23 protein-coding genes and 1 pseudogene are annotated in these 23358 nt (G+C 42.9%); 13 read left to right on the forward strand and 11 right to left on the reverse strand.

Annotated features, from left to right (window positions below; all coding sequences use genetic code 11):
- Positions 1-30: 30 nt before the first annotated feature.
- From EQY75_RS12075 to EQY75_RS12105, 7 genes and pseudogenes are all read right to left on the reverse strand, one after another.
- Positions 31-654, reverse strand: coding sequence for a hypothetical protein (locus tag EQY75_RS12075; protein WP_129606211.1), 624 nt, complete (start codon positions 652-654; stop codon positions 31-33).
- Between the two features lie 33 nt (positions 655-687).
- Positions 688-1071 carry a TraR/DksA family transcriptional regulator gene (locus EQY75_RS12080; protein WP_129606213.1) on the reverse strand — a complete coding sequence of 128 codons (384 nt, stop codon included), beginning with the start codon at positions 1069-1071 and terminating at the stop codon, positions 688-690.
- A gap of 5 nt (positions 1072-1076) precedes the next feature.
- Positions 1077-4478, reverse strand: a complete 3402-nt coding sequence (gene ileS, locus EQY75_RS12085; protein WP_129606215.1) for an isoleucine--tRNA ligase — start codon at positions 4476-4478, stop codon at positions 1077-1079.
- 196 nt (positions 4479-4674) lie between these two features.
- On the reverse strand, positions 4675-7086 hold the full coding sequence (locus EQY75_RS12090; protein ID WP_129606217.1) for a TonB-dependent receptor: 2412 nt from the start codon (positions 7084-7086) through the stop codon (positions 4675-4677).
- A gap of 2 nt (positions 7087-7088) precedes the next feature.
- Positions 7089-7808: a DNA repair protein RecO gene (gene recO / locus EQY75_RS12095; protein ID WP_129606219.1), complete on the reverse strand. Its 720-nt coding sequence runs from the start codon at positions 7806-7808 to the stop codon at positions 7089-7091.
- An 80-nt stretch (positions 7809-7888) separates the two neighbouring features.
- Entirely contained in the window at positions 7889-9232 is a 1344-nt protein-coding gene (gdhA, locus tag EQY75_RS12100) for an NADP-specific glutamate dehydrogenase (RefSeq protein WP_129606221.1), read from the reverse strand.
- Positions 9233-9337: 105 nt separating this feature from the next.
- Positions 9338-10491: pseudogene (locus EQY75_RS12105) on the reverse strand (cystathionine gamma-synthase).
- 137 nt (positions 10492-10628) lie between these two features.
- On the opposite strand from EQY75_RS12105, the gene EQY75_RS12110 reads away from it, so the two are divergent.
- On the forward strand, positions 10629-11378 hold the full coding sequence (locus EQY75_RS12110; RefSeq protein ID WP_129606223.1) for a DUF3298 and DUF4163 domain-containing protein: 750 nt from the start codon (positions 10629-10631) through the stop codon (positions 11376-11378).
- 1 nt (position 11379) lies between these two features.
- Here EQY75_RS12110 and EQY75_RS12115 read toward each other — a convergent pair whose 3' ends face one another.
- Positions 11380-11847: a DinB family protein gene (locus tag EQY75_RS12115; RefSeq protein WP_129606225.1), complete on the reverse strand. Its 468-nt coding sequence runs from the start codon at positions 11845-11847 to the stop codon at positions 11380-11382.
- An 86-nt stretch (positions 11848-11933) separates the two neighbouring features.
- Here EQY75_RS12115 and EQY75_RS12120 point away from each other — a divergent pair, with 86 nt between their 5' ends.
- Positions 11934-12290 (forward strand): arsenate reductase family protein, encoded by a 357-nt coding sequence (locus tag EQY75_RS12120; protein ID WP_129606227.1) that lies wholly within the window; start codon positions 11934-11936, stop codon positions 12288-12290.
- Positions 12287-13192, forward strand: coding sequence for a DMT family transporter (locus EQY75_RS12125; RefSeq protein WP_129606228.1), 906 nt, complete (start codon positions 12287-12289; stop codon positions 13190-13192). The genes EQY75_RS12120 and EQY75_RS12125 overlap by 4 nt, the downstream gene beginning before the upstream one ends.
- Here the strand turns inward: EQY75_RS12125 and EQY75_RS12130 are convergent.
- Complete coding sequence (locus EQY75_RS12130; protein WP_129606230.1) at positions 13164-13643, reverse strand: acyl-CoA thioesterase; 480 nt, start codon at positions 13641-13643, stop codon at positions 13164-13166. The genes EQY75_RS12125 and EQY75_RS12130 overlap by 29 nt on opposite strands.
- A 100-nt stretch (positions 13644-13743) precedes the next feature.
- On the opposite strand from EQY75_RS12130, the gene EQY75_RS12135 reads away from it, so the two are divergent.
- The 6 genes from EQY75_RS12135 (at position 13744) to EQY75_RS12160 (ending at position 18468) form a co-directional block, all read left to right on the forward strand.
- Positions 13744-14715, forward strand: coding sequence for an NAD(P)H-dependent flavin oxidoreductase (locus EQY75_RS12135; protein ID WP_129606232.1), 972 nt, complete (start codon positions 13744-13746; stop codon positions 14713-14715).
- 11 nt (positions 14716-14726) lie between these two features.
- The gene (locus EQY75_RS12140) at positions 14727-15686 is read left to right on the forward strand and encodes a YheT family hydrolase (RefSeq protein ID WP_129606234.1); all 960 of its coding nucleotides are present in this window, start codon (positions 14727-14729) and stop codon (positions 15684-15686) included.
- 46 nt (positions 15687-15732) lie between these two features.
- Positions 15733-16212 (forward strand): c-type cytochrome, encoded by a 480-nt coding sequence (locus EQY75_RS12145; protein WP_129606236.1) that lies wholly within the window; start codon positions 15733-15735, stop codon positions 16210-16212.
- A gap of 134 nt (positions 16213-16346) precedes the next feature.
- On the forward strand, positions 16347-16670 hold the full coding sequence (locus EQY75_RS12150; RefSeq protein ID WP_129606238.1) for a hypothetical protein: 324 nt from the start codon (positions 16347-16349) through the stop codon (positions 16668-16670).
- A gap of 47 nt (positions 16671-16717) precedes the next feature.
- A complete protein-coding gene (locus tag EQY75_RS12155; RefSeq protein WP_129606240.1) occupies positions 16718-18061 on the forward strand; it encodes a serine hydrolase domain-containing protein in 1344 nt (447 codons plus the stop codon).
- Between the two features lie 104 nt (positions 18062-18165).
- On the forward strand, positions 18166-18468 hold the full coding sequence (locus EQY75_RS12160) for a hypothetical protein (RefSeq protein ID WP_129606242.1): 303 nt from the start codon (positions 18166-18168) through the stop codon (positions 18466-18468).
- A gap of 16 nt (positions 18469-18484) precedes the next feature.
- Here the strand turns inward: EQY75_RS12160 and EQY75_RS12165 are convergent, their stop codons facing one another.
- Together EQY75_RS12165 and EQY75_RS12170 are read right to left on the reverse strand one after the other, a co-directional pair.
- Positions 18485-18703 (reverse strand): hypothetical protein, encoded by a 219-nt coding sequence (locus EQY75_RS12165; protein ID WP_129606244.1) that lies wholly within the window; start codon positions 18701-18703, stop codon positions 18485-18487.
- A 10-nt stretch (positions 18704-18713) separates the two neighbouring features.
- A complete protein-coding gene (locus EQY75_RS12170) occupies positions 18714-18881 on the reverse strand; it encodes a lmo0937 family membrane protein (protein WP_129606246.1) in 168 nt (55 codons plus the stop codon).
- 173 nt (positions 18882-19054) lie between these two features.
- Here EQY75_RS12170 and EQY75_RS12175 point away from each other — a divergent pair, with 173 nt between their 5' ends.
- The 4 genes from EQY75_RS12175 (at position 19055) to EQY75_RS12190 (ending at position 23334) form a co-directional block, all read left to right on the forward strand.
- The gene (locus tag EQY75_RS12175; protein ID WP_129606248.1) at positions 19055-20320 is read left to right on the forward strand and encodes a DEAD/DEAH box helicase; all 1266 of its coding nucleotides are present in this window, start codon (positions 19055-19057) and stop codon (positions 20318-20320) included.
- A 42-nt stretch (positions 20321-20362) separates the two neighbouring features.
- Complete coding sequence (locus tag EQY75_RS12180; RefSeq protein WP_129606250.1) at positions 20363-21184, forward strand: patatin-like phospholipase family protein; 822 nt, start codon at positions 20363-20365, stop codon at positions 21182-21184.
- A 68-nt stretch (positions 21185-21252) separates the two neighbouring features.
- Positions 21253-21606 (forward strand): hypothetical protein, encoded by a 354-nt coding sequence (locus tag EQY75_RS12185; RefSeq protein WP_129606252.1) that lies wholly within the window; start codon positions 21253-21255, stop codon positions 21604-21606.
- 42 nt (positions 21607-21648) lie between these two features.
- The gene (locus tag EQY75_RS12190) at positions 21649-23334 is read left to right on the forward strand and encodes a hypothetical protein (protein ID WP_217349961.1); all 1686 of its coding nucleotides are present in this window, start codon (positions 21649-21651) and stop codon (positions 23332-23334) included.
- Positions 23335-23358: the final 24 nt, after the last annotated feature.

Raw genomic sequence — 23358 nt, forward strand, 5'->3', positions numbered from 1 at the left:
ATGACTAGCTTACTTTTAGAAATTATAATCTTACTCCAGGGATCTGATAGTGATGTTTCCACTGTTGGATTGAAGTGCGAAATTATTTTCTCCCAGGGGGATGGAATCCCTTTCAACCCGTCCGTATTTGGTGTTTACCCGAATTGATCCGCCAGCGGTATACAATACAATATTTCCACTTTGGGTAGTAACACTAATATGATCTCCTGCCTCCTTTAAAACACATTGTCCGTCGCTTAGCACCACCTTTAAATTCTTGTAAATCCCCATCGCACTAACCCTGGCACTGGTGCCGTACAAATAGACTATTTTGTCTTCGGGTATTCCGATAGAAAGGGAAATAGCGATCACTTTATGGGCACTCAATTTGTCATTGGGCTGAATAAAAAATGGTTGAATTGCAGCACTAACTCTTAGCGTGTTGCCCTCTTCAACCAGCTCTATACTGAGATCTTTCTTATATTCTCCTTCCATCACTGCCTCAAGACTAAGTTCAGATCCCGAAACGGTTTCAAGGCTTACCTGAGAAAGGCTGTCGGCGTCTATCTGTATAGTGGTAATATGCGGAAGGAGCAGGACTTTTCTGACTACATTCTGGCCTAAGCCGGGCTTTATTCCCAGGAGCAGGAATACTAAAATGAAGGAGTGTTTCACTGATAAAAAACGCCCCTGAGCGGGGCGTGTTATTTACTTTTGCATATTTTTTGCCTCGATGCTCAAGGTTGCGTGTGGCACAAGTTTTAGTCGCTCTTTATTAATGAGTTTCCCTGTAACCCTGCAAATTCCGTAGGTCTTATTTTCGATACGTAATAAGGCGTTTTTCAGATCCCGGATAAATTTTTCCTGCCTGATGGCCAACTGTGTGTTTGCCTCCTTACTCATCGTTTCAGAACCCTCTTCGAAGGCCTTAAAGGTTGGGGAGGTATCATCCGTCCCATTATTGCCGTCATTCATGTATGAACTGCGCAGCAAATCGAGATGACTTTTCGCTTTTTCAATTTTTTCCTCTATCAAAACTCGAAACTCTTCCAGTTCTTTATCTGTGTATCTAACTTTTAAATCTTGTCCCATAATTCTTAATGTTTTTGAATGAACAATTTTGTATTAACTTCATCAAACACGATCGCAGTACCTGTATCCAATTTTTCTTCTAAGGCCAGATCCGCGGTGAGCGTTTCTGTTTTTATGTACTGCATATTGCTTTCGATCGCTTTTTCTACAAAACCGTCCTTTAGCACTTTAATGTCAATTTTATCAGTAACCTCAAATCCGGATTCTTTTCTGAGGTTCTGTATCCGGTTTACAAGCTCCCGAGCGATACCCTCTTTCCTGAGATCATCATCAATAGTTACGTCGAGGGCTACCGTTAGACCTCCTGCACTGGCTACGAGCCAGCCTTCTATGTCTTCGGAACTTATTTCTACTTCCTCTAACTGTAAGATAATACTTTTATTTTCTATCTCAAGGGGAATTTCGCCTTCCCGTTCAATTTTTTGGATATCCTTCTGTGAGAAGTTACCTACTTCCTGAGCGATTTTTTTCATATCCTTGCCAAATCTGGGACCTAAAACCTTAAAGTTGGGTTTGATCTTTTTGACAAGAATTCCGGAAGCATCGTCCAACAATTCAATTTCTTTTACATTGACCTCCGATTTAATAAGATCTGCAACCGCTTCAATTTCAATTCGCTGTTTTTCATCCAGAACAGGGATCATTACTTTCTGCAAGGGTTGCCTCACTTTGATCTTTTCCTTTTGCCTGATCGACAATACAAGAGAAGAAATAGTTTGGGCTTTTTCCATTTTACTTTCCAGGGTTCGATTGATCATCGCCTGGTCGTACTCAGGAAAAAGAGACAAATGCACGCTTTCAGGAGTATTTTCCCCGATTCCCCTTGACAAGTCAGTATATAATTGCTCCGCAAAAAATGGAGCTATTGGCGCGGAGAGTTGGGCAACTGTACGCAGACAGGTATAGAGTGTTTGGTAAGCTGAAATCTTATCCCTCTGGTAATCCCCTTTCCAAAAACGCCTTCTGCAAAGACGCACATACCAGTTACTGAGATTTTCCTGGACGTAATCTGAAATAGCCCTTGCCGCTTTTGTGGGTTCATAGTCGTCATAAGCCTCATCAACAACTTTTATAAGTGAGTGCAGCTCCGACAGTATCCATTGGTCAATTTCTGGTCTTTCCTTTAAGGGTATTTCTTCTTCGCTGTAGCTAAATTCATCGATATTGGCATATAGGGCAAAAAAGGAATACGTATTGTAAAGTGTGCCGAAAAACTTTCGCTTTACCTCCTGAATGCCATCAACATCAAATTTGAGGTTGTCCCATGGATTGGCATTGGCAATGAGGTACCATCTGGTAGCATCCGGGCCAAATTCCTTTATGGTTTCAAAAGGATCCACCCCATTTCCGAGCCTTTTGGACATTTTCTTCCCTTCCTTGTCCAATACGAGTCCGTTAGAAACCACATTCTTATACGCAACAGAATCAAATACCATAGTGGCTATCGCGTGGAGTGTATAGAACCAACCCCTGGTCTGATCTACTCCCTCGGCAATAAAATCGGCCGGAAATGTTTTTCCTTCATCGATCAGCTCCTTATTCTCAAAAGGATAATGCCATTGTGCATAGGGCATAGACCCACTGTCGAACCAAACATCAATCAGATCGGCTTCCCTTTTCATCGGCTTCCCTGAAGCAGAGACCAAAACTACGGCATCCACAACATTTTTATGCAGGTCTATTTTGTCGTAATTGGCCTCCTCCATATTCCCTGACTCAAATGAGGCAAATGGATCATTATTCATCAACCCTGCCTTGATCGACTTTTCAATTTCCTCCTTAAGCTGAGCCACCGAACCAATGATGATCTCTTCTGTACCGTCTTCTGTTCTCCAGATAGGCAGGGGTATTCCCCAGAAACGAGATCGGGAAAGGTTCCAGTCATTAGCATTGGCAAGCCAGTTCCCAAACCGGCCGTCCCCCGTTGCTTTGGGTTTCCAGTTGATCGTCTGGTTGAGTTCAAACATTCGATCTTTGATATCGGTCACTTTAATAAACCAGGAATCCAATGGATAATACAGTATAGGCTTATCAGTTCTCCAGCAATTGGGATAACTGTGCAGGTATTTCTCTACTTTAAAGGCCCTGTTTTCCTCCTTGAGTTTTATGGCCAGCTCAACATCAACAGATCTCTCCGGTGCCTTGCCTTCTTCGTAGTATTCATTCTTTACATATTTGCCCGCAAGTTCCTCCATTTCAGGGCGAAATTTCCCTTGCAAGTCTACTAAAGGAACGGGATTCCCGTACTGATCCAAAACCAGAAGTGGTGGGACTTCAGGGGAAGCTTGTTTGGCTACCAGGGCATCATCTGCACCAAAGGTTGGTGCGGTATGCACAATACCTGTACCGTCCTCGGTAGTCACAAAATCTCCGCCAATTACACGGAAGGCATTTTCCGGTTGCTGATACGGCAAGGCATAAGGCAATAATTGCTCGTATTTGATTTCCAAAAGATCTTTTCCCTTGCAATCGAGCCCGATTTTATAGGGTATTTTTTTATCTCCTTCTTTAAAAGCCTCCAGTTCTTCGTCTGATGCAACCTCGGTGAACTTTCCCTTAAACTGCTCACCTACCAAGGCTTTGGCTAAAATTACATTGATCGGCTCAAAGGTGTATTGGTTGTATGTTTTTACCAATACATAATCGATTTTTGGGCCAACTGTTAATGCCGTGTTCGATGGCAAGGTCCAGGGCGTAGTCGTCCAGGCAAGAAAATATATATCCCCGTCCACAGATTGCAGCATGGCGGGCAGGCTTTCCTTCTTAGCTTTAAATTGAGCAGTTACCGTAGTATCTGTAATATCCTGGTAGGTTCCTGGCTGGTTCAACTCGTGAGAACTGAGTCCGGTCCCTGCTTTTGGCGAGTAGGGCTGTATTGTGTACCCCTTGTAGATGAGGCCTTTGTCATAGATCTGTTTCAACAGCCACCAAACCGATTCCATATATTTGGGCTTGTAGGTGATGTAGGGATCCTGCATATCTACCCAGTAACCTATCTTTTCGGTCATGCTGTTCCATACGTCAGTATATCGCATAACCGCCTTTTTACAAGCTGCATTGTATTCCTCAATACTGATGTTGACACCTATATCCTCTTTTGTAATCCCCAGATCTTTTTCTACCCCCAGTTCTATGGGAAGTCCGTGGGTATCCCATCCGGCCTTTCGCTTTACCTGGTATCCTTTCATTGTTTTATACCTGGGAAAAATGTCTTTGATGGTACGTGCCATCACATGGTGGATCCCGGGAAGGCCGTTGGCAGAAGGCGGACCTTCATAAAACACATAAGTGGGGTTTCCTTCTTTTGTGGTTATGCTTTTTTCAAAAATACGATCGTTTTTCCAGCGTTGGAGGACTTCCTCGCCTATCCTGGATAAATCCAAACCTTTGTATTCCTGAAATTTCATAACTGCTGTACTTTCACCTATTTAAAGGTGGCAAAATTAGTGAATTTTGTCTAATTCTATGTTGAAACGGCAACAAAAAAAGGCCCGATAGCGGGCCTTTTATTCACTTTTCTTATTGTATTATTTAGTACCCGTAATTGTAACGTTGGCACTGATCTGAAGGGCAGAAGTTACATTGAGAAAAGAAAAAAGACCTTTAAAATACAATTCCGAGGGCCAGGATCAGGTTTATTCCCGGTGCAGATATTCCTGAAGAGTACGTCCGGTATCTCTGGTCTGTTATATTTTCAAGGGATAAGGAAGCCGTTAAGGCATTGCTGAACTGATACTGCGACCTAAGATTTAAAGTGTACCAGGAGGGGGAATAAGGATTCCCGTTCTCGTCCAGATCGTAAATATAATCTTTGCTTCGCTCCGTAAGAGCCAGATCTTCATATCGTATTTCCCCATTAAAGTTGAGGAAGAGATCGGTTTTTAGTCTTGTTTTAGTCCAGATAAAATGGAAGTCCCCAAACGTTGGAGCGGCATGCCTTGCGGCCGAATCTTCTCCATTGTCGTCTTCTTCAATTCCATTGGTTATGGTGAGGTTTGAGGTCAGTTGCATTTCTTTGTTCAGATACACTTCGCCTCCAAATTCAAAACCGTAGACATAGGCTTTGGCCGCATTCTGAATGGCTTGTACATTACTCAGTTCCCCATTGTAAAGGATTTCTCGTTCCCCATTAAAAGTAAAATCCCGGCGCACAAGGGCATCTACCAGATAGGTATAAAAGGTAGCCGCTCGCAAAACAGCTTTATTTTTAAAGTTCTTTTTGATGCCAAAGTCGACATTGTAAGCGTACTCAGGTTCCAATTGCGGGTTGGGCACTACTACTGATCCGGGTTCCGAATCGAAAACCTTCCCGATATCGTCAATATTGGGAGCCCTGAAGCCAGTAGATCCGTTAAGCGTTATTTGAGTCGATTGATTCGGGAACCAGCTCAAACCCAAACTACCCGTTAATGCACCGTTATCGAGTTTGGCTTCTTCAAAGGGAAAGGGGTAAAAGGTAGTGTCAAATTCGGCATTGATCCATACGTGGCTGTACCTCAGCCCGGATAGCAGTGTTAAATTGGGCATCGCCTTGTACTCGGCGTTCACATATCCGGCAAGGGTTTGCCAGCTTGATCCGTCAGGATATCGCGAAGCGGCTTCTTCCTCCTGATTGGTCTCAATATTCAATTGACTCCCATCAGAATGTACCCTGTTAAAAATATACTCCCCTCCATAATACAGTCTCAAATCACCTATTCGCTTATTTTCAAAATCGAGGTTAGCCGAAATTGCATCCACTTTTTCCCTGGTTCGGTTCAGGATCGGATCCTGAAAATCCCGATCGTTACGGCTCTCCTCAAACCGCTGGTAGGCCGTGGTTAATTTAAGGCCGTCATAAAATTTACCACTCCCTTTTTTGTACAGCTGAAGATTACCCATAAACCACTTTTGCGGCCCGTAATACCATTCTGCAGATCTGAGTCCTGTACCTTCATTATCCGGCCTGATTAGGCGGTCATAACGCGAGTAATCTGAAGTCTCTGAATAGTATAACCCGAGATCGTATTGCCAGTCGCTATCCGGTCTGAAGGCTATTTTTTGTAAAAAGTTGATCTGATCATAAGCCGTTGGGGTTTGCAACTTTGGCTTACTATTATTAAGCAGTACATCCGTTCCATTTTGCCGTTGCACAAATTGATTTCGGAGATATCTTTGGGGGCCGTGACTTCCGATGCGCAGATCATCGAAACGATTGTAAGTAATACTGCTTAATGATGCCCATTTTTTTGAAGCGACATTCACATCACCGTGTATGGTATTTTCATTATTTGCGCTGGCATATCTAAAATCTGCATTCCCACTCACTAAAATTGTATCAACCCTGGGCAATTGTGGTTTTAAGGTGTAAAAATTCATCACTCCCCCTATAGCGTCACTCCCGTAAATCACAGAGCCCGGGCCAAATACCACTTCTGTATTCTTGATCGTAAAGGGATCAATGGAGATAACATTTTGAATGTTCCCACCCCTGAAGATCGCATTATTCATACGAACCCCGTCAACTGAGAGAACAAGTCGGTTGGTTGCAAAGCCCCTAATCATAGGGCTTCCTCCACCTAACTGACTCTTTTGCACAAAAACTTGCCCGCTGTTTTGCAAAAGATCTGCGGAGGTCTGGGGATTGGTAAAAGAGATATCTCCGGCACTTATTGAAGTTACTTTTTGGGGGATATCTTTTTTCTGTTGTTCCCATTTAGAGATTGACATCACCACCGCTTCAAGTTGTTCCGTTTTGGGAATTAGCTCTATTCTTCCTCCTCTTCTGAGGATCTGATTTTTATTGGTTATTTTGGTTTCATAGCCGATATGACTAACGGTAAAGCGTTCTAAAGCTTTGAATTCTGACAGATCGCAAATACCTTCAATATCAGTAATGAGGGTTTTACTTTTGTTGGCATTGTAGAGCAGGGCATTGACAAGGGGTCTTTTGGTTTCCCCGTCTATTACCTTAATCTGCTGCGCGCCCGCGCAGAGCAGCACAAAGAAAAATCCAATGCTTAGTGTTAGGCGCATGCTCAATTGAAAACTTCATTTAAAACCTCCAGCGATCTGGGTTTTCTAAAACCGTGCAAATGTAATTCAAAATAGAGGACCAATTTTTGCAACAAAGCCTGTCTCTCTTCCTTCTTGATTCTAATTGTTTGAATAGCATCAAAATTTGTGCCTAAGAAGGCCTGGAAAAGGTATAATTCTCGTCCTGTTAGGAGTGGGTTCAGGGTAGGCTGCATTACAAAGCGACCGTCCTGCAGGTCAAAATATTCAGAAACCGGCTCAGAAATATCGGGATAGAAGCCCAGGTACTTGCTAGCTTGTAGGAGAAAATACAAATGGAAATTACTGATCTGATCGTGGTGATCTGCCCACTGAAAGGCGGCTTCCAGAAATTGATACAAGCCTTCGTTCTTTTCTTCCTCATGGATACTGTTGCCCATCATTTCTGCGAGGAAGAAGGCAAGAGCATTTTTGACAATATCCGAATGTAATGTCTGATAGGGATTGATGACCTTTACCTCCTGCAGTCGTTCCATACTGCCTTTATTCCTGTGGACAGCAACAATTTCCAACTGTGTTAAGGGCAGGAAATAAGCCGATTTTAATTTTCCTTTTTTCGATCCCAGTATCCCTTTGAGAAGGTAGGTCTTTAACCCGTCTGATTTCGTAAACATCTTTACGATCAGGCTGGTATCTCCGTATTTAAGGGAAGAGAGCACAATAGCTCTGGTTGTCACTCGCATTGGGAATAGATTGCGCTTAAAAGTACAAAAAAGCCCCCTGTGAGAGTCCAGGGGGCCATTTCATTTTATGTTGAAGGCTTTTATATCACCCCCTGGGCGAGCATGGCGTCTGCCACTTTTACAAAGCCGGCGATGTTTGCACCTTTAACGTAGTTGCAATATCCGTCATCTTCTTTTCCGTATTCAATACAGGAGTCATGGATATCCTCCATAATTCCCTTCAGACGATCATCTACTTCTTCTCTTGTCCAGCTGATCCTCAGGGAATTCTGAGACATTTCAAGTCCGGAGGTAGCAACTCCCCCTGCATTTGAAGCTTTTCCGGGAGCAAAAAGTATTTTGTTTTCATGGAAGGCGTGAATGGCATCAGGCATTGATGGCATATTGGCTCCTTCAGCAACGCAGATACAACCGTTTTTGATGAGTGCTTTTGCCCCGTCGCCATCGAGTTCATTTTGCGTGGCGCATGGCAGGGCTATGTCACAAGGCACTTCCCATGGAGTTTTTCCTTCGTGGTACGTGGCTGAGCTATATTTATCCACATACTCTGAAATACGACCTCTTCGATTATTTTTAAGGTCCATAACCCACTCAAGCTTTTCTTCATTAATTCCGTCCTTATCGTGAATATACCCGCCCGAATCGGAGAGGGTAACCACTTTTCCTCCTAACTGCAGAACTTTTTCAGCAGCGTACTGAGCCACATTTCCCGAACCCGAAATAACCACAGTCTTACCTTCAATGCTTTCACCTCTAGTCTTCAACATATTCTCCGCAAAATATACGGTGCCATATCCTGTTGCTTCAGGTCTGATTTTTGAACCTCCCCAGGAAAGTCCTTTTCCTGTTAGTACTCCGGTAAATTCATTTTTTATTTTTTTGTACATCCCAAACAGAAAACCGATCTCCCTTGCACCTACCCCAATATCTCCGGCTGGAACGTCTGTATTGGGACCGATGTGCCTGCACAGCTCGGTCATAAACGAATGGCAGAAACGCATTACCTCATCGTCACTTTTCCCTTTGGGATCAAAATCGGATCCTCCTTTTCCACCTCCCATGGGGAGCGTGGTTAAGCTGTTTTTAAATACCTGTTCAAAGGCCAGGAATTTCAGGATGCTGGCATTTACTGTTGGGTGAAAACGCAGTCCACCTTTATAAGGCCCTATGGCCGAATTCATTTGAATCCTGTATCCCCTGTTGACATGTATTTCCCCATCATCATCTACCCATGCAACTCTGAAGGATAACAGGCGTTCGGGCTCAACCATGCGCAGCAGTATATTTTTTCCATTGTAGATTTCGTGTTGGGCTATGTAAGGGATTACCGTCTCTGCTACTTCCTGTACGGCCTGGATAAATTCGGGTTCATGACCATTTCTACCCTTAACCTCATCCATAAAGGCATTGATTTTTGCATCCATATGTTATTTGCTATTTAAAGGCTGTTGTTAGATCGACAATATAAGATCAAAATTATATTATTTTCTTAATTAAAGGGTCTTTTTTTTACCTATTTGACAAATGGCCTAGCCAATGGCTTGTTCCAGATCGGCAATGAGGTCGTCGGCATCTTCTATTCCCACACTCAGGCGAATAAGAGCGTCTACAACACCACTTTTCTCCCTTTCTTCTTTAGGAATGCTCGCATGTGTCATGCTCGCCGGATGGCCTGCAAGACTTTCCACTCCACCCAGGGATTCTGCCAAGGTAAAAACCTGAAGTTTTTCTACTATGCTGACGGCATCTTTGAAAGAACTGCCTTTGGGAATAAAGGAAATCATCCCCCCAAAATCACTCATCTGTGACTTGGCGATATCGTGGTTGGGATGGTCCTCAAAACCGGGCCAGTATACTTTCTCAATCTTGGGATGATCCTTGAGATATAAGGCTATAGCTCTCCCATTTTCACAGTGCCTTTGCATCCTCACATGAAGGGTCTTTATTCCCCTTAATACAAGAAAACTGTCCATAGGCCCGCAAACAGCCCCGCTTGCATTTTGAATAAAGTACAGCTTATTGGCTAAGTCTTTGTCCTTAACTACCAGGGCACCAACAACTACATCACTGTGTCCTCCCAAATATTTTGTTGCAGAATGCATCACAATGTCGGCGCCGAGCTCTAAAGGCCTTTGCAAGAAAGGTGTGGCAAAAGTATTGTCCACGGCCAGTAATAGGTTATGGTCTTTAGCCAGTTTTACCGCCCCTTTCACGTCGATAATATTCATCATCGGATTAGTGGGGGTCTCTACCCAAAGTAACTTAGTCCTTGAATTAATTTTTTCGGCAACCTTGTTCAGATCTGTCATGCCTACAAAATGAAAAGTAATTCCGTACTTCTCAAAAACCTGCTTAAACAAGCGGTAGCTCCCTCCGTAAAGATCATTGGTGGAAACCACCTCATCTCCGGGAGAAAGTAATTTTATCACGGCATCTATGGCAGATAAGCCGCTGGCAAATGCCAGACCGTATTTACCACTTTCTATACTGGCCAGAGATTGTTCCAAAGCAGTTCTTGTTGGATTAGCACTTCTTGAATACTCATAGCCTTTATGCCCCCAGGGGTCGACTGTGCATAGGTAGAGGTTTGATAAATAGGTGGCATTACAGCCGCATAAGCGGCATCTGGTTCTTGGCCCCCGTGTATGGTCTTACTATTGAATTTTAGTGTTTTCTTTCTCATATTCTTCGAATGAAGCTACAAAGGTATCGTTCTGGGCTGTATTTAACCAATCCTTTTTTAGATGAAATACCCTCTGTGTAAGAATGGTCTAATATAGATTATACCTTAGCTTTGTAACATCTAAAGAACACTGCTAAATGAAGTTTTTAAAACCTCTGTTTGTCTTATCAGTTGTTGCGGTTTTTACTTCTTGTGAAGAAGAATCAGCTCTCGTAATGGAGCCTGTGGTCTATACCAGTGCTCCCTGTAACAGCTGCCCGGAAATATCCATTAGTTATCCCCGGATTCTGGAAGATACTAAATTGGGAAGGACAGTAAACGACGGAATTGAAGCAGAGATCATAGAACTACTAACTTTTGCTGACAGCCTGGAGGTTGACAACCTCAATGAAGCAGTAAATTCATTCTCCCTGGGGTATTCAGAGTTAAAAGAGGTCTACCCCGACGAAACGGTACCATGGGAAGCGAACATTAATGCGGAAGTATCTTTTGAGAACAGACGTGTGCTGTCCATAAAATTGGATTCCTATCTGTTTACCGGAGGAGCTCATGGTTATTCAGCCTCTAATTTCCTGAATTTTGACATAGAAAAAGGTGAGGAAATAAATACGCGTGAGCTCTTCAGAGATCTCCTGGCTTTCCGCTCCTATGCTGAAACCAAATTCAGGGAGCAGGAAAAAATTCCTGCAGACGCTCCTATCAATAGTACCGGATTTATGTTCGAGCGCGACACCTTCTACCTGCCCGAAAATATTGGTCTCACGCCAAAAGGCATTCTGTTATTATACAACCAATACGAAGTTGCCTCCTATGCCGATGGACAAATACAACTTCTAATTCCCTTCAAGGAAGCAAAGAAATTTGTTTCTCCTGGAATGAAGCTCTGAATTATCCCCCGGTAGAAATAATTTTCTTTATCCCCAGGATAGTACCGTAGTGTAATCCCAAATGAAAGTGATTAAAGGCAATCGCATCCTCTACACAATTCAAAGTGACTTTTGCACTTGTAGTGTATGAATTAAATTCTTTAAAAATCCCTTTTTCATAATCCCCTTTTATCCAGTCCGGAGCGAGTAACAAGGCGTCAGCTATCTTCTTTACCGTTTCGGCACTTACTTCCTCCTCAGGGAATGTCCCTTTGCTGTATCTATCGATCAGTGAATCCTCAAGCCGCATAGGAAGCTTACTGAGTTTGTAGATAAGCAATTGTTCAGTGACAAGGGCATGTGCTATATTCCAGAAAAGATTGTTCTTGTGAGAATTCGGGATGACGAATAATTGCTCTTCAGGGGTTTCTGTAAGTACCCTGTGATATATGTCATGTAATTTTGAGGTAATGTTGAAAAGATTTTCCATGACTTCATTTTGATAAAAGTATAACTTTTGGCCATAATTGGGTTTCTTTGCATAGAGAGATTCTCCAAACCTAAAATGACTAGCCGATGAAAGGGACATTTTTTTACTTAAGCACTTGTGATACTTGTAAACGAATTATTGGCGAACTCAATTTGCCCCAGGGGATCACGCTTCAGGACATCAAAACAAAACCTTTATCTGAGGCACAACTCCTCCAATTAAAGACACTGGCCGGAAGTTACGAGGCACTTTTTAGTAAGCGTGCAAGGATGTACAAAGAGCGTAATCTCAAAGATAAGAAGCTAACGGAATCGGATTACCGCAAGCTGCTTTTGGAACACTACACCTTCCTGAAACGACCAGTCCTGCTTATCGGAGACAAGGTCTTTATTGGCAATGCTAAAAAAACCGTGGCTGAGGCCCGAGAAACACTCCATCCTTGACAAAAAGAACTCTTGCCCTTCTTGCCGCGCTGGGGGCAACCGTCATTTATGGCCTAAACCATACCATCGCCAAAGGCGTTATGCCCATCTACGTAAAACCTTTTGGCTTTATAATGATTCGCGTACTGGGTGCAACAGCCCTCTTTTGGGCTATCTCTTTCCTGGGGCCGAGTGAAAAGATTGAAAAGAAAGATTGGGGCCGACTCATTCTCTGCGCGCTTTTTGGGATGGTTATCAATATGCTTGCCTTTTTTAAAGGCCTTGAACTATCCACTCCCATTAACAGCTCTGTACTGGTAACGACCACACCTATAATTGTTGTTGTCCTATCTGCTCTCCTAATTCAGGAACGGATAAGGCTACTCAAAGGCCTCGGAGTTATCATCGGGCTCATAGGTGCATTGGGGCTCATTATATACGGGCAGGAAGTAAGACAGGATGCGCCTAATATTCCTTTGGGGAACATGCTATTTTTAGTCAATGCACTCTTTTTTGGCCTCTACCTTATCCTGGTTAAAAAACTAATTGCAAAATATCATCCTTTCACCCTGATGAAATGGCTTTTCCTTTTAGGAATCTTTATTAACCTCCCTGTGGCACTACCTGATTTTCTTGAGATTTCATGGACAACACTCCCGGGTGAAGCCCTCTGGAAGATCGCCTTTGTGGTATTAGGCACCACCTTTTGCACGTATCTCTTTAACGCCTTCGCCCTCACACAACTAAAAGCGTCAACGGTAAGTGCTTTTATCTATGTTCAGCCGCTGGTAGGGATCGTTTTTGCCGTTGCAAGCGGGAAGGACGAATTAAGTCCTGTTAAGATTATTGCCGCCCTGATGGTTTGCCTTGGCGTTTATCTGGTGAGTAAAAAAGCTAAGCCAGATCCTTCGGTGACTTCTTAAATTTTCGAGTATCCTCCTTTGTAAGCAGTTTAAAGTTTTCAGCCCTTTCAAAATCCATAAATCTATTGAGAAGTTCTCCCTTTAGTGGAATTAATTTTCGGGTTTCCAGACTTATCCAGGCCCCCATCATTTCGCAGTGTGCCACATTCATGCCATCTGCCGTATAAAAATTGTGCTGAAATTCAAAAAACATTCCGTCTTCACTCATTCCCGTAACTTCAACTGATACTTTTATTGGCTTTCCGGGAAAAACTTCCTTGAAGTAATACATATGCTCGTAGAATACAACCGGGCCTATTTGATGCTCAATTAAGGTTTTGTGATCAAATCCCATTTCCATGAGAAAAGCCATTCGGGTGTGACTCATAAAGTTGGTATATGCACTGTTGGCCATATGGCGATTGGCATCCAGATCGCTCCATCTCACCTCAAATTCCTTTAAATAAGTCATCTTTTTCCTTTTTAAAGCGGTAAAAATACCATTGTTTTCTCTTTCTTCAGGAGCCTGTACAAAAAAATTAATCCCTATTTTTAGCGCCTAATTTGATCAGATGAGTTCAAAACCAGCCTTTATAAAGTCGCTTTCCCTGCCGGCCATTGCAGCACCTATGTTCCTGATTTCAGGACCCAATTTAGTTGTGGAATGTTGTAAAAACGGTATCGTTGGAACCTTTCCCGCCCTTAATCAGCGTAGTAGCGAGGGCTTTGAAGAATGGTTGATAGAAATTAAGGAAGCCCTGTCTGCCTATGAAAAAGAGAGCGGTAAAAAAGCAGCTCCTTTTGGGGTGAACCTCATTGTACATCCGACCAATCCCAGATTGGAGGCCGACCTAAAACTCTGTATCAAACACAAGGTGCCCATCATCATCACCTCCCTGGGAGCAGTATCACAGGTAGTTGATGCCGTGCACAGTTACGGTGGACTCGTATTTCACGATATTATCAAAAAACGGCATGCTGAAAAGGCTGCCGAAGCCGGGGTAGACGGATTGATTTTAGTAGCCGCAGGGGCCGGTGGCCATGCCGGTACGATAAATCCCATGTCCCTGGTAGCTGAGATCAAAAAATTCTTTGACAAAACCATTATCCTGTCAGGATGTATTTCCACCGGGCGTGACATTGCCTCTGCCATGCAAATGGGGGCAGACCTGGCTTATATGGGTACACGTTTTATCAATACAACCGAAAGTAAAGCCCCTGAAGAGTATCGCAAAATGATCATTGATGCCGGCGCAAGTGATGTGGTCTATACCGCCGCCATATCAGGAGTACATGCCAATTTTCTGGGTGCAAGTCTTAAGGCTGCAGGAATTTCCGAAGAAGATCTGAAAAAAGACCGGAAGATCGATTTTGGCAAAGAACTCGATACCGAAGCAAAAGCCTGGAAGACCATTTGGTCAGCCGGACAGGGTGTGACTACTGTTGAGAATGTATTAGCCGTAGAAGAACTCGTATCTCAGCTTAAACATGAATTCAGGGAGGCTGTTGAGGCTCAATATCAACTTCTCAAGCTTTATCCCTAAAGCCGTAATCCATGCCGGAGCTGCAATCAAAGTACAAGCCCCCTTTACTCTTTAGGAATGGCCATGTTTCTACGGTTTATTATGGTTTATTTCGAAAAATCGACCATTTTGAACAAGAACGCGAACGCCTCGAACTTCCCGATGGAGATTTTATGGATCTCGACTGGAGTTTTGCAGAGCAGGCTTCTTCCAAAGTAGTAATCCTGCTTCACGGGTTGGAAGGGCACGGCCAAAGACCTTATATTACAGGTAGCGCAAAACACCTTAATCAGGCGGGATACGACTGTTGTGCAGTTAATTTTCGGGGGTGCAGTGGGGAACCTAACCGACTTTATCGTTCCTACCATTCGGGGGCAACAGAAGATCTGGATGCAGTAGTTGAACATATATTGGGAAGCAAAACATATTCAGAACTGTATATCAAAGGCATTAGTTTGGGCGGGAACATGGTATTGAAATACGCAGGAGAAGGCAGGGAGCTTCCTCCCTCACTAAAGGCTATTGTTGCTGTTTCAGTACCGGTGGATCTACACAGTTCCCTCAAGGCTTTGATGCGATGGGAAAACATCCCTTATGCCCGCAGATTTAGAAAACACCTGGTGGCTAAACTGAAGGCGAAACAGCCTCAATTTCCTGAACTATTGCCAGACCACGAAATCCATAAGATCAAGACCCTGAAGGATTTTGATGATATCTACACCAGCAGAGCCCACGGTTTTGTAGATGCCCTTGATTATTACGCTCAGTGCAGTGCCTTGCAATTCCTCGACAATATCAGGACAAAGACGCTTATCATCAATGCCCGAAACGACTCGTTTTTGGGTCCGGAATGTTATCCTTATAAAGAGGCGGCTGCCAATGAAAATATTTATCTGGAGGTTCCTGAATACGGAGGACATGTGGGGTTTTACGATGCCCAGAATATAGCCTATACTGAAAAAAGGGCGTTAAAGTTCTTCGAGCAAAATTAAGTAAGGGCGAATTTCATATCTTAGTAAGAACAAAATACATGTACCGATGAAAAAAATACTACTGGCAGCGGTGTTGGGCTTTTTTGCTCTCAGTTGCGGCGAAAAGAAAGAAGAGAAAAAAGAGGGCTTTGAAATGAACAGGACCAAGTCTACGACCAGCGTCGATACGAAGTCGGAAGGCGTGCCGGTGGATATGGATAATAAAGGTATTGGTCCAATAACTGATCTGACATTTCCGGATGAAATAAATACGGAAATGGCTGCCCGGGGAGAAGCGAAATACAATGCTATCTGTACGGCATGCCACATGGCCGAACAACGGATGATCGGTCCGGCTATGGCCGGAGTTTACGAAAGACGCAGTCCGGAATGGGTGATGAATATGATCTTAAATCCTGACGGCATGCTACGTGAGGATCCTATCGCCAAGGCGCTTTTGAAGGAGTATAACAACGCTATTATGCTCAATCAGAACCTTACCCAGGAAGAGGCCCGGGATATTGCGGAATATCTGAGAACACTCTAGCCCTACTTAAAATACTGCAGTGCCCTTATCTTTCTATAAACGAAGTAAGGGCACTTTTTTTGTCTAATCCGTGAGATTGAAGAAACCAGAATTAAGGACGTCAAAATTTTGTATTTTAAGATAAATTATTCGGGATGTGGGAAGAAAAATTAAAGGTCTACGATGAATTAGTGAGCAGATGTTCCCGTTTTGAGCGCAAGGGGAAGTCTATGCCCTACACTTCTGCGAATGGGTACATGTTCTCACAACTAAATAAAGCCGGCGAGCTCGGCATCCGTTTTTCAAAAGAAATTCAGCAAAAATATCTGGAGGAGTACAACACCACTCTCTTTAAATCTTACAATTCGATTATGCAGGGGTATATCCTGATCACGGAAGAAATGCTAAAAGATCCTGACCATGTGGTGGAGCTACTCAATATAAGTTTCGATTATGTGATGAGCCTCCCGCCAAAGTAAATACGTTAACTTTCCTAAAATCATTCATCAATTAAAATCATAATCAAATGAAATTCAGCTTATCTATTTTATTGTTGTTATTCCTTGTTGCTTCTCTCAGAGGACAGACGATCAGCGAACAAGTTGAAAACTATACCGACACTTATGTCAAAACCGGAGATTTCAGCGGCTGTATTCTTATTAACAAAGCAGGACAGACAATTTACAGTGGTTGTTTTGGCAATGCCAACCAATCTTTTGGGGTCCCTAATTCGTTGCCAACCAAATTCAAAATTGGCTCAATTTCTAAACAGTTTACCGCTGCTGCCATTTTAGTGTTAGAGCAACAGGGGAAATTAAAAACCTCAGATAAATTATCTCGATTTTTTCCAAAAGTTCCGAAAGCCGAAAGGATTACCCTTGAGCAGCTCCTTACGCATACCTCAGGGATTACTGACATTTACAACATCCCGGATTTTAACCAGCTTTCCTTAAGGAATACGAAGATCTCCGATATAGCCGACTTAGTGCTGGAGCAGGAACTTGAATTTGAGCCTGGTTCTCAATACCGCTATTCAAATGGAGGATATGCCGTCCTTGCAGAATTAATTGAACGGGTAAGCGGAAAATTATACCAGGAATTCTTAAAAGAGCAACTTTTTGTTCCGTTGAAGATGGACCATACTGCCCATGCCCGTAGCAACGAAATAGTGGCAAATTTAGCAGTAGGATACGATGCTCTGGATTACGAGGATCTTAAAATCACTACCTATCTCGATCCCGAAATCCTCAAAGGCGGAGGTTCTCTTTACAGCACCGTTGAAGACCTACAGCGTTGGATCAATTCTATCCGGGACAGATCATTACTCGAAGGATCGTCCTATGATAAGATGTTAGAAGACTACGGCAATGGTTACGGCCTTGGCATTTCTGTGTATACTTCTTATGAGCAGGACGTCTTTGGACACGATGGGCGGATCAACGGATATATTGCCGACTATCTTCACTATCGGGAAGCTGATGTCTCTATTATAATTTTAGGAAATATTCAGACGGGCGTCGCTGATTTTTTCAGAAGCGATATAGCAGCCATCGTATTTGGCAAAGAGTACAGGAGCAGAGCAAAAACTGCTCTTCCAAAAATAGAGGGGGAAATAAATCCCATTCCCTATTTAGGAACCTACGCTTTTGGTCCCAACTTTAAGGTATATGTAGAATTGATAGACGGCAGCGTACAGGCAAGAGCCAACGAAGGAGGGTATTCCCAATTGGTGCCGCTCGAAGACGGCCGATTCTTCAGTCGGACCCTCTACGCCTACATTGATTTTAAAAAAGACCCATCAGGTACCATCGACAAAATGTTGTGGATCAACAACGACGGGAATACGTTTGAAGGAATAAAGGAAAAATAGCATGTGCTATTCTGATACTCCATTGATTTCCAAAAAAAAAGCTATTATTAAGTTTCCTTAGATAGAATAATGTACTTTAACATATAATCCATAAAGTTTAAATCATGAAGAAAGCCATTTTTATTTCTCTGCTTTTATTTTTGTCCCTTAGTGTAAGTACACCTGTATTAGCGGCCAAAAAGGAACGGACTCCGGAACCTACCGAAATTCCAGCCGAAGTTAGAATAATGCTTGATCGCCTTGAAGAAATTAAGGCAATGGATAAATCCGATTTAAAACGGGCTGAGAAAAAGGCATTGCGCAAAGAAGTTAGAGCAATCAAAACACAATTGCGTACTACCGGCAACGGAATTTATATTTCTGCCGGAGCCTTGATCATTATTCTGTTACTCATTATCCTGCTCTGAGAAAACTGCTTATTTCCTATTTGCTGTCTGACTTGGCAAGCACAATACCTCCTATTGCGGCTATAACGGCAAAGCCGAGATAAAGATAAGATGTATTCTTTTGCTGCTTGTCTTCAGCTTTTAACTCCACTCCCAATACATCAACAGAAGAGGTGCTTTCGGAGAAGGAAGTAATGCCCGTATACCCCAGATATACCGCCAGGAGTAAAAGAAGGATGCCAATAATTCTTTTCATAAGGAAAGGTTTACATAGGCTTACGCCCTGAGATTACATTGTATAATATCGTAATAATAGCAATTACCAGTAATATATGGACGAGATTACCGGTAGCAAGACCTTCAATTATTCCCACTAATCCCAGTAACCAGACAACAATACAAATAACTGCCACGAGCCAAAGTAAATTTCTCATAATGTGTATAGTTTGATGTAATATAGGAATATAAAAATAATTCAACTTTGGTTTTGCCTCAGGCCTTATACCTGGCATTTCTCTTCTTTTATATTCTACCTTAATCAGTTCTTCACCCTTTCTCTTCACTACCGGCCCATTTAATAGTACTTTTGCAGCTTGAAATAAACTACATGACTTTTAAAGACCTCAACCTTATACCCCCAATCCTTAATGCACTGAAAGATGTGGATTACACTACTCCAACTTCCATTCAGGCCAGTGCCATCCCCCTTGTCCTGAACAAAGAGGACGTAATTGGGAGCGCCCAAACCGGAACAGGGAAAACAGCAGCATTTGCCATTCCCATCCTTCAACATTTGGCCAACCAACCGCAAAATCACAAAGGAAAAAGAAAAGTACAGGTTCTGGTAGTGACTCCTACACGTGAGCTCGCTATACAAATTGCCGAAAGCTTTACCAACTACGGAAAATATACTCATCTGCGGAATACAGTAATTTTTGGAGGGGTCTCGCAGGGCGCTCAAACCAACGCTTTGCGAAATGGAGTAGATATACTCGTTGCCACTCCTGGGCGCTTATTAGATCTGATGAACCAGGGATTCATTACCCTTGATCATATAAAGTACTTTGTGCTGGATGAGGCAGACCGCATGCTCGATATGGGATTTATCCATGATATTAAAAAGATCATCGCCAAGCTTCCAAGGGAAAGGCAATCGCTCTTCTTTTCCGCCACTATGCCCAAGAGCATTGTTAAACTGTCAAATGAAATACTGAGAAACCCAAAAAAAGTGGCGGTAAGTCCGGTTTCCTCAACGGCAGAAACCATACAGCAATACCTTTATCCCACCAACAAAGAGAGTAAAAAAGACCTGTTATTTCATATCCTTCAGGATCCGGAACTGGAACAAGTTTTGTTGTTTTCCCGTACAAAACACGGGGCCGACAAGATCGTACGCAACCTCCACAAAAAGAAAATAGAAGCTACGGCCATCCATGGGAACAAGTCGCAGAATCAACGCCAAAGGGCACTCAAGGATTTTAAGGAAGGAAGAAAAAGGGTACTGGTGGCTACAGATATAGCAGCACGGGGTATCGACATTGATAAACTACGTCACGTGATCAATTACGACATCCCTAACGAGCCGGAGACCTATGTACACCGTATCGGCAGATGCGGCCGTGCAGGGGAAGAAGGAATTTCTATTTCCATCTGTGAACCTGAGGAAAATGCCTATATCACCGATATTGAAAAACTCACCAAGCAAAAAATTGAAATTATCTCTGATCATCCCTACCCTCAAACCGACCGTCCTATGAATACAGCAGAAAAGAAGGAGGCGGAGAAGGAAAAACAACGCAAAAAACAGGAATTTTTTGCAAACCGAAACAAAAAAAGAGGAGGACAGCAGGGATTTGGAAAAAAGAGAAGGTAAATTTCTAAATTGAAAAAAAATTAATCGAATCCCTTCAATACTATGAAGAAAGTTGGTTTGGCTTTGGGCGGAGGTGCTGTATTGGGAGCTGCCCACATAGGTGTGTTAAAAGCACTACAGGAAAAGGATCTCAACATACAATTCATAACAGGAACCAGTATAGGGGCATTTGTTGCCGCCCTTTATGCCTTTGGAAAAGACTGGAGTGAAATCAGGGATATTAGTTCTGAATTAAAGTGGATGGATATTACCAGCATCTCACTTTCCAGGTACAGTTTGCTGTCTAATGAAAAATTCGGAGCGCTTATTACTGAACATATTGGAGAGAAGAATATTGAAGATTCGTCAATCCCTCTTGCCATTATCGCTACGGATGCCGGCAGTGGTGAAAAGGTGATTCTGAGAAAAGGACCGGTTGCAGAAGCTGTGATGGCAAGTACCTGTATTCCCGGACTTTTTAAACCGGTGAAGCTCGATGACCGAATGCTCTTAGATGGGGGAATTGTGGAAAATGTACCTATAAAAACACTCAGGAATATTGGAGCTGAATTTGTGATCGGGGTAGATCTCAATGCCAAACACGCTTATGAAGAACCCGGCAATATCCTGGATGTACTTTTAAACAGCTTTCACTTTATTATGCAGCAGGCGGCAAAATTACAAACCGAACATGCAGATCTCCTGATCAAACCCGATCTCTCGGCCTTCGGGAGAGCGGATACCAGCCAGATCGAGGGACTGATCCAAAAAGGCTATGAGGACACAAAAGACCTATTGGCCCAGAAAGAACTAAAGCTAAGCACGAATTGGTTTATAGAGAGCTGGAATAAATTCACAAATCTTTTTAGCAAAGAAGAAGGATAGTTACACGAATTGTTTACAACCTATTTATATTTTGCAGTAATTCCCTATTTTTAAGGAAATTCCAAACCATGAAGATCAGATTTACCCTCTTCCTCCTCCTTTCTTTTACTATTCTTCAAATCAATGCGCAACGGCAATCACCTGCTTCAAGGCAAACGGAAATAGCTATAAACGCACTGCACATCACCGTTGATTCCTTTGAGGAATTGCAGGATGTTGACTGGAGTGAAATACGCGAAATATTCCGGGATAATAAGTCGGATGAAATCATATCCATAGGTTTTTCATTAAAGGATCAGATCCAGAGAAATAATTACACCATGGATTCCTTTGAATTTACCCTAAAAGGCAAGACCGAGGAAGTAGAATCTATGATCTCAAAAACGAAGAGGATAATTGCTTCTCTTGCAGAAAACCAATAAGGGGTTGACTTACTTCTCCAAATTCATTTTAGTACAAAAACCATGTTTAAGAAAGCTCTGCTCCAGATCATTTTCCTTTTCTTAACCTGTACCCTTTTTGGGCAGGCTGAACTAGTAAAAGTAAATAGTCCGGATACTTCGATAAGAACTTCTAAAAATATAGAAGCCTCATACGATAAGTTGTTGCTTCTTTTTAAACAATGGCGTTCTTTTGAGACCCCTCCTATGAAAAATGGAGCACCTGATTATTCCGCTGAGACCTTTAAAACGCGGTGGCCCGTGTTCAAGGACCTCCAACAACAACTGATCACCATTGATACTACTAATTGGTCAATACCCCAAAGGGTAGACTGGACGTTGGTCTGGGCTGAGATGAATGGATATGATTTTAACCACCGCATCCTGAAACCATGGGAGCGGGATCCTGCATATTACAAATCGGTTTGGGAATTTAGGTCTGATGTTCCCGCTCATGAAGGCCCTACCCACCATAAAACCCTGGAACTTTGGACCTACTCTTTCCCATTGTCAAAAGAAGAACGAGGTAATTTCTTAGGAGATCTCAGGGTAATCCCTCCCCTGAATATCCAGGCCAGACAAAACCTGATTGGAAATGCTAAAGAACTCTGGCAAGCCGGGATAAGGGTTATTGAGAATCAGTCGAACTCACTGGAAAAGATTCTCAATAAGGAAGGTATAGCAGAGGATGAGGAAATTAAGGCAGCCATACGGGAAGCTATCACCTCAACAAATAGTTTTGCCTCCTGGCTTGAAGAACAGGCAATTACCAAAACCGGACCTTCAGGGATCGGTAAAGAAAATTACACCTGGTATCTCCAGAATGTGCATTTGGTTCCGCTTAGTTGGGAGGATGAAGTAATGCTCTTAAAACGGGAACTGGCCAGGGCCTGGACTTCTTTAAAACTGGAAGAACACAGAAACAGAAACCTTCCGCCTCTGGTGGCAGCCGCTAACCCTGAAGCATACGATCTTATGGCCAACAAAGCAGCCAGGAGCCTGCTTGATTTTCTTAAAACACAGAAGATCGTAACAGTAGAAGATTATTTTGAGCCTGCTTTAAGAGAACATCTTGGAAGTTTTGTTCCCGAAGCCAAACGAAATTTTTTCGTGATTGGGGAACACTATGATCCCAGACCACTGTATTCTCATTTCTACCACTGGTTTGAACTGGCCCGTATGGACCTGGAACCTCATGCAAGTCCTATCAGGCGTGGCCCATTACTCTACAATATCTTTGATTCCCGAAATGAAGGAACAGCAACAGCGGTGGAAGAACTCTTCATGCAAGCCGGCCTATACGACGATTCCCCGAGAAGCAGAGAAATCGTATATATCATGATTGCCCAAAGGGCTGCCAGAGGTCTGGGGTCTCTCTATGCCCACGCCAACGAAATGAGCATGGAAGAAGCAGGGGGTATCCATTCGGAATACACCCCCAGAGGATGGATGAAGACGGAAAAGGAATTATTGCTATTTGAACAACACCTCTATATGAGGCAACCGGGATACGGTACCAGTTATATCACCGGAAAATATTTGCTGGAAAGCGCCCTTGCCGATTATGCCAAAATGAAGGAAGATGTAGAGAAACCTTTTCAGATCAGGGAGTTTATGGACAGGTTAAATAGCATTGGGAACATTCCCATCTCTCTTGGGCATTGGGAAATGACAGGGCAGTTGGTGCATTTAAAAAATATTATAAAATAATCCCTAACACATTGATATAATGCT

It is taken from the genome of Muriicola soli, from assembly GCF_004139715.1.
Taxonomy (GTDB): Bacteria; Bacteroidota; Bacteroidia; order Flavobacteriales; family Flavobacteriaceae; genus Muriicola; species Muriicola soli.

Excerpts from the sequence above, each read along its gene's own strand:
- EQY75_RS12175 (WP_129606248.1), top strand. The coding sequence starts at position 19,055 with ATGACTTTTAAAGACCTCAACCTTATACCCCCAATCCTTAATGCACTG.
- EQY75_RS12150 (WP_129606238.1), top strand. The coding sequence starts at position 16,347 with ATGTGGGAAGAAAAATTAAAGGTCTACGATGAATTAGTGAGCAGATGT.
- EQY75_RS12145 (WP_129606236.1), top strand. The coding sequence starts at position 15,733 with ATGAAAAAAATACTACTGGCAGCGGTGTTGGGCTTTTTTGCTCTCAGT.
- EQY75_RS12090 (WP_129606217.1), bottom strand. The coding sequence starts at position 7,086 with ATGCGCCTAACACTAAGCATTGGATTTTTCTTTGTGCTGCTCTGCGCG.
- ileS (WP_129606215.1), bottom strand. The coding sequence starts at position 4,478 with ATGAAATTTCAGGAATACAAAGGTTTGGATTTATCCAGGATAGGCGAG.
- EQY75_RS12080 (WP_129606213.1), bottom strand. The coding sequence starts at position 1,071 with ATGGGACAAGATTTAAAAGTTAGATACACAGATAAAGAACTGGAAGAG.
- EQY75_RS12160 (WP_129606242.1), top strand. The coding sequence starts at position 18,166 with ATGAAGAAAGCCATTTTTATTTCTCTGCTTTTATTTTTGTCCCTTAGT.
- EQY75_RS12170 (WP_129606246.1), bottom strand. The coding sequence starts at position 18,881 with ATGAGAAATTTACTTTGGCTCGTGGCAGTTATTTGTATTGTTGTCTGG.
- EQY75_RS12165 (WP_129606244.1), bottom strand. The coding sequence starts at position 18,703 with ATGAAAAGAATTATTGGCATCCTTCTTTTACTCCTGGCGGTATATCTG.
- EQY75_RS12140 (WP_129606234.1), top strand. The coding sequence starts at position 14,727 with ATGCCGGAGCTGCAATCAAAGTACAAGCCCCCTTTACTCTTTAGGAAT.
- EQY75_RS12110 (WP_129606223.1), top strand. The coding sequence starts at position 10,629 with ATGAAGTTTTTAAAACCTCTGTTTGTCTTATCAGTTGTTGCGGTTTTT.
- EQY75_RS12135 (WP_129606232.1), top strand. The coding sequence starts at position 13,744 with ATGAGTTCAAAACCAGCCTTTATAAAGTCGCTTTCCCTGCCGGCCATT.
- recO (WP_129606219.1), bottom strand. The coding sequence starts at position 7,808 with ATGCGAGTGACAACCAGAGCTATTGTGCTCTCTTCCCTTAAATACGGA.
- gdhA (WP_129606221.1), bottom strand. The coding sequence starts at position 9,232 with ATGGATGCAAAAATCAATGCCTTTATGGATGAGGTTAAGGGTAGAAAT.
- EQY75_RS12130 (WP_129606230.1), bottom strand. The coding sequence starts at position 13,643 with ATGACTTATTTAAAGGAATTTGAGGTGAGATGGAGCGATCTGGATGCC.
- EQY75_RS12155 (WP_129606240.1), top strand. The coding sequence starts at position 16,718 with ATGAAATTCAGCTTATCTATTTTATTGTTGTTATTCCTTGTTGCTTCT.
- EQY75_RS12190 (WP_217349961.1), top strand. The coding sequence starts at position 21,649 with ATGTTTAAGAAAGCTCTGCTCCAGATCATTTTCCTTTTCTTAACCTGT.
- EQY75_RS12180 (WP_129606250.1), top strand. The coding sequence starts at position 20,363 with ATGAAGAAAGTTGGTTTGGCTTTGGGCGGAGGTGCTGTATTGGGAGCT.
- EQY75_RS12120 (WP_129606227.1), top strand. The coding sequence starts at position 11,934 with ATGAAAGGGACATTTTTTTACTTAAGCACTTGTGATACTTGTAAACGA.
- EQY75_RS12185 (WP_129606252.1), top strand. The coding sequence starts at position 21,253 with ATGAAGATCAGATTTACCCTCTTCCTCCTCCTTTCTTTTACTATTCTT.
- EQY75_RS12115 (WP_129606225.1), bottom strand. The coding sequence starts at position 11,847 with ATGGAAAATCTTTTCAACATTACCTCAAAATTACATGACATATATCAC.